This is a genomic window from uncultured Microbulbifer sp. (assembly GCF_947498635.1).
In the GTDB taxonomy this organism is placed as follows: domain Bacteria; phylum Pseudomonadota; class Gammaproteobacteria; order Pseudomonadales; family Cellvibrionaceae; genus Microbulbifer; species Microbulbifer echini.
This window is the reverse complement of the sequence record NZ_CANMKV010000078.1, coordinates 1-5137: the sequence shown is the minus strand read 5'-3', so window position 1 is coordinate 5137 and position 5137 is coordinate 1. Positions and strand designations below refer to the sequence as shown.

The following is a 5137-nucleotide window of genomic DNA, read 5'->3' as shown; positions in this document are numbered from 1 at the left end:
CGGATTCTTTTTCTGCCGCGACTGTAAAGTTTCTTTTGCCAGCTACAAGGGCTAACGAGGGTGATGGCTTTGATCTGTTTGCGAGTTTGCAGATTTCAGAGGTGGTATTGACTGCATCATTATCGAGGCCTTCTTTTTTGCCTTTTGCTCTCTAGCTAGGGTTGGCCCGTTGATATCGAGTGCTTTTTGATCGTTTATTATGCGATGCGGTCTTGGTAACTGGCCACTATTCCTGTTTACTTTTCAATTTACTATCAGTAACTGAAAAGAGATGACCAATAGGACCGGGGTGCGATCTTTTTTGTTGGGGTTATCATTTTAGAGTTAGAGGGCCGGGGTGGCCGGTATTTGGGGCTCGGAAGATGAGGTTTTATTGCCTAAGTCACCTCCCCTATTCTATAAGGCTGAGCGACTTACCAATACTGGTTTTATCTCAGGCGAAAATTTAAATGCCGTTTTAAAGACTTTGGGGTTAGCGGAGACTGTACGACATGCCTGTTTCCAACTCGATATGCGCTGGGCACACGGTATTAGCTACTGCCGGCGCTACCTTTTTGCAACACCCTGCCAACGCCCTCCCACTCTCTCGATACTATTTGCCACTTTTATCCAAGACCACAGTTTTTCTAAACCCAAGCATAAATCTTCAACACTTCACCTCACTTTAACTACAAAGCAGAAAGAAATAGCCATTGGAACTAGCGCCAGCAACGCTGCTGGCGCCTTTCCCTAATTTATGGGTATCCAGAATTTCTCTGCAGTTAATTATTGGAGTCTTATTATTATTTTTGAGTTGCTTTCTTTAACCATTGCAAAGCTAAATATTTTCAGCTGCTGGGATGATGGGGCTAGCAAGCTGTGGGCAGCAACTGGGAATGCTGTCCACCCATTTTATTAGGAAGTTTAATTTGGTGTCAACATTTTACCCTACCTAGAATTACCCTATGTTAAGCTTTGAATTTTTCCCTTAGATATAGGAAGCTGAATAGTGTACCCGGTTATTGAACATGCTTGGAATATCAAGGAAGCGGAAGCTTTAAAACTACAACATGAGCTAGCAGCTAAAGTTGTTGCGACAGACCAACTCGGAGAAATAAAGCTTGTCGCCGGGGTTGATGTCGCCTACCAGAAGGACGGTAATCAATTAATCGCTGCCGTTGTCATTATTGATGCTGAGACTTTAGGGATTGTCGAAACAGCTACGGCAAAAGACATTGAACGCTTCCCTTATATGCCGGGGCTTTTTTCTTTTCGGGAACTACCGCCATTAATTAAAGCATTTGAGAAACTGCAACATACGCCAGACTTAGTTGTGTGCGACGGACAAGGCTATGCGCACCCTCGTCGTTTTGGTTTGGCTTGCCACTTAGGTGTTATTTTTGATGTACCAACGATTGGATGTGGTAAAACGCGATTACTCGGAGAACACCAAGAACCAGATACAACAAGAGGCGCTACTGCGCCCCTTGTCGATAACGGTGAAGTGATTGGCAATGTGCTAAGAACTCAGACCGACATCAATCCAATTTATGTATCTATTGGCCATCGTATTTCATTAGGCACTGCTTGTAATTGGATACTAAAGTTCTCACCTAAATACCGACTACCGGAAACAACTCGAGTAGCCGATCAAGTCGTAAAAGCTCTATTGCACAACAAACAGCTTAACATTCAATAATGTATCTATCATCCCCTTGACTTTCTTCTGAGTTCAAGTAATTCAAAGCCAGGATCATCCTCCATTAGTTCATAGCTTTTTATTATTTTTCCATCAAGGTCCCAATCAACTTTCTTAACTATTATCCCATGTTCATACATTGTGTCAGATTTCATTACCCCACTTTCATACCACTCTTTATCAGGCCCATGTCGTCTATTCTCAACAAAGCATGATTCTGAACGAAGCTGACGATTCCTAAACCAAGTACGTGTTATCCCGTCTAGCATGCCATCTTTATACTGAGTCTCCCCAATAACCTGGCCCGCATCCTCATCGAAAACAACCCCAGTAAATGGTTTGCCTTTATAAAGGCAAACCATTTCATCTGAAAAATCAATCTGATCTTCGCTAATTCTATTTTTCATAAAATTTTCTTATGGCTTACGTGGAATTGGTACAAAATTCAACCAATCACTATATGAAGTAATTCCTTCTGTGAGGAAACTACAGTTCGGGCAACGGTGGATAGATAAGCCTTGCTTCGTACCTTTTATTCTGACGTTATAGACGCCAAAATCAGCCAGATCATCAATAGGAACATTCGCAGCAACACGGGCATTTAAAGCTTCATTTAGCGCCAGGAACTCTGAGTGATCTCCAGGATTTTGCAAGTTTGGAGGGTAGTTTCCACCGGTGGCCTTTTCATAATTTATTAATCTTTTCCTTAATATCGGGTGGATCTCATCCATTGGTGGAAGGCCAGTGTTGCGACCATAAAAAACATCGCCTGTTTTATTATCTTTAAGAACAGACAACACAGGACCTCTTTGACTGTTAGGTAGATAATGTGGGCTATCTGGATTAATTATATCTAAATGACGCTGTTCACTTAAGCCTCGCAATTCGATGATATTATATGAATGAGAGGAATTGTTTGGAACATCCAAAATCAGTGGATTCCTAAACCTCGTAGGATCCATCCCCATTGTCAAAGTGGCAGACTCAAACCGGTAAGGAAACTGAAGTTCCACTATTTCGCGGTTCATATGGCCACTGAGGGGGAAGCGACTAAAGTCTACTCTTCTGGACACCTCTCCCCAAGCGCCCTTTACTCCCTTAGTACCGGTCAGTAAAGCACCAATCTCCAACCCTGCTTCTACAGCGCCGAATGTAAATGCGGTTGCTCCAAGTCCAAATTGTTCTTCGCTCCAGCCACGCCCATCATCAATCCAGCCACCCACAGTTTGCGCTGCAGGTGCTAACGCAGCTGTAATTTCATGCGCCCCAAAGCTCTTCAGCTCCCAACTCCAAGTGTCGTAAATACTCTCCTGTATATCGACAGCCATATCAACTGAGTTGAATACTGCTGGTACTGAGGCAACACCACCAACAATGCTTACCCCACCGTTATATAGGCCCGAGGCAAATATCTCAGCAGCACCGAATAGTACGTTTGCTTGGTAATTAATCTCACTTGCCAACTCTCTTGCAGTGTCTTTGAGTAGTCCCCATAAGCCAGAACTTGATTCCTGAGGCTCGGTATACTCGATCTTCATCTGTATTCCGGCAAACGCTTCTCCCGTATCAAACATTGAGAGGTAGTTGCCATCAGTGTCGTGATGTAAATTGATTAAGGCTTCCGTATAAGTCACATCATCCATCATCGCGAAGTAGCTATCTAAATCGCTATAGTCAGTATCGAATGAAACTGGGGTGAGTTTTACTTCTGCATCCGCTTTTGCAGTGTGGCTTGCTGCTGGCTGCTTTCGGGCCTCCACAACTTGCTCAGTAGCTGTTTGCTGTTCGGTTGCGGCCACTTCCACAGCCCGGACCTTGGGCTTTTCAGGCTCTATCCGCGCTAACTTCTCAGCTTGGCTATTGGTTACGGGCATTTCACGCTGTACAGGTGACGATAGTGCATAGCCCAGGTGGGAGGAGGCAGTGCTTTGCGCTACCGCGGCAAAGTCAAATTTCCTATCCCATACGGCGCTTTCCAGAGCTTCATTAATCGTTACGGACAGAAGAGTCTTACTGAGTTCGCCGATATCTTTAGCCTGTGTCAGGAAATCGTCGACACTATTTAGGCTTTTCTTACCATAAGTGCGGGTCTGATAATCCTGATAATCCATGTTGTACTCAAAGCTACCATCCATCGCCCCCTGGATGGCACCACCGGCACCCGCTACAGCTACCGCTGCCCAGTTAAAAGTCTCCTGGTCCCCAAAGGCCATATTGACACCCTGGTTGACCACATTTTGCGTCGCCGCAGCGCCGATCTTATTGGTAGAGAGGAACTTGGCGGTGCTGTTGAGCCAGCTGCCGGATTCGCTGACGGTTTGCAGCCCCTCCATCACCCCGAAGGTGACGGCACTGGTGACCCCGGATTTGGCCACGGCACCCCAGTCGAAGCTGTCCTGTAGCCCCACGGCGATACTGGCCACCTGGGTGACAGCATTCACTGTGGCACCGGCGGCAAAGGCGCCCGCCACTCCCCCTATCGCATTAAATACAAGTGGGCCCAGGTAGAAAGCCGCTACCACCGCAACCACCAGTACGATGATCTGCTTCAGGCCACAGCCATCATCGGTATCCACCGGCGGTGGCGGCGGCACATCCGGCAGGGTCGGGGCGGTGTCGCCCATCTGCAGGGCGCCGTCCACCGGGCGGAAGGTGTCGCTGTTGTTGTGGATATTGGTGACCACATTGGGCAGTTCGAGGCGCTGGCCTTTGGTGAGCACCTCGTCGCCCTTCATGCCGTTGGCGTCGGCGAGCAAATACCAGAGGCTGGAGTCGCCCCAGACCATGGCGGCGATGCTCTGCAGGGTCTCTCCGCCCTGGGCTTCGAAGCTGGAGTAGCTGGCCGTGGGGTAGTTGGGATTGATCGGCTGGTAATTCTGGTCGAAGTCCGCCGACTGCACCGCCTGTACGTGGTCGCCATTGCTGCCGGAGTGACGATTGCCCGAGTTATTGGTTTGGGCCAGGGCTTTGACGTAGTCGTAGCGGCTCGGCACCTGATCATTGCCCACATCGCCGACGGCGTGGCCGTTGAAGTAGTAGAAGTGCCGCATCTCGCGGCCTAGAAAGTTCTCGCCATCGTCGTTGACCTCTTCGCGCACCAGGGTGCGCCCGTCCTTGTCGGTCACGTAGGCGATGGCGCGCTCCCCTTCGACGTCGTAGACCCGGCGGATATGGCCGTTGCTGTCGTAGGTGTAGAAGGCTTCGCCGTTCTCCCAGCTATCGCGCTGCTTGGGATGCAGGTCTTTGTTGTCGGCGCTGATTACCACCGACTTGGTTTTGTAGCTATCCCACTTTTCGTAGGTGTTGTGCAGGGTGGTCACCGTGGCGGCGCCACCATCTTCCGGGTAGGCGTTGGTGATGGTGGTGTCCACCGTCTGGCCGTCACCGAGGAAGGTGTTGCGGCTGCGGATAACTTCGTCGGTGGCTAAACCATTCTCATCGTACTGGGTGGTGGCGTAA

General features: G+C 48.6%; 3 protein-coding genes. 1 reads left to right on the top strand and 2 read right to left on the bottom strand.

What is annotated here, in order from left to right:
- The first annotated feature begins 988 nt into the window (after positions 1-988).
- Positions 989-1678 (top strand): deoxyribonuclease V, encoded by a 690-nt coding sequence (nfi, locus tag Q1A69_RS19680; protein ID WP_299589488.1) that lies wholly within the window; start codon positions 989-991, stop codon positions 1676-1678.
- 8 nt (positions 1679-1686) lie between these two features.
- Here nfi and Q1A69_RS19675 read toward each other — a convergent pair whose 3' ends face one another.
- Complete coding sequence (locus Q1A69_RS19675) at positions 1687-2085, bottom strand: hypothetical protein (RefSeq protein ID WP_299589485.1); 399 nt, start codon at positions 2083-2085, stop codon at positions 1687-1689.
- A gap of 9 nt (positions 2086-2094) precedes the next feature.
- Positions 2095-5137, bottom strand: a 3043-nt coding sequence (locus Q1A69_RS19670; protein ID WP_299589482.1) for a YwqJ-related putative deaminase, incomplete at its 5' end; no start/stop codon positions are given.

Excerpts from the sequence above, each read along its gene's own strand:
- Q1A69_RS19675 (WP_299589485.1), bottom strand. The coding sequence starts at position 2,085 with ATGAAAAATAGAATTAGCGAAGATCAGATTGATTTTTCAGATGAAATG.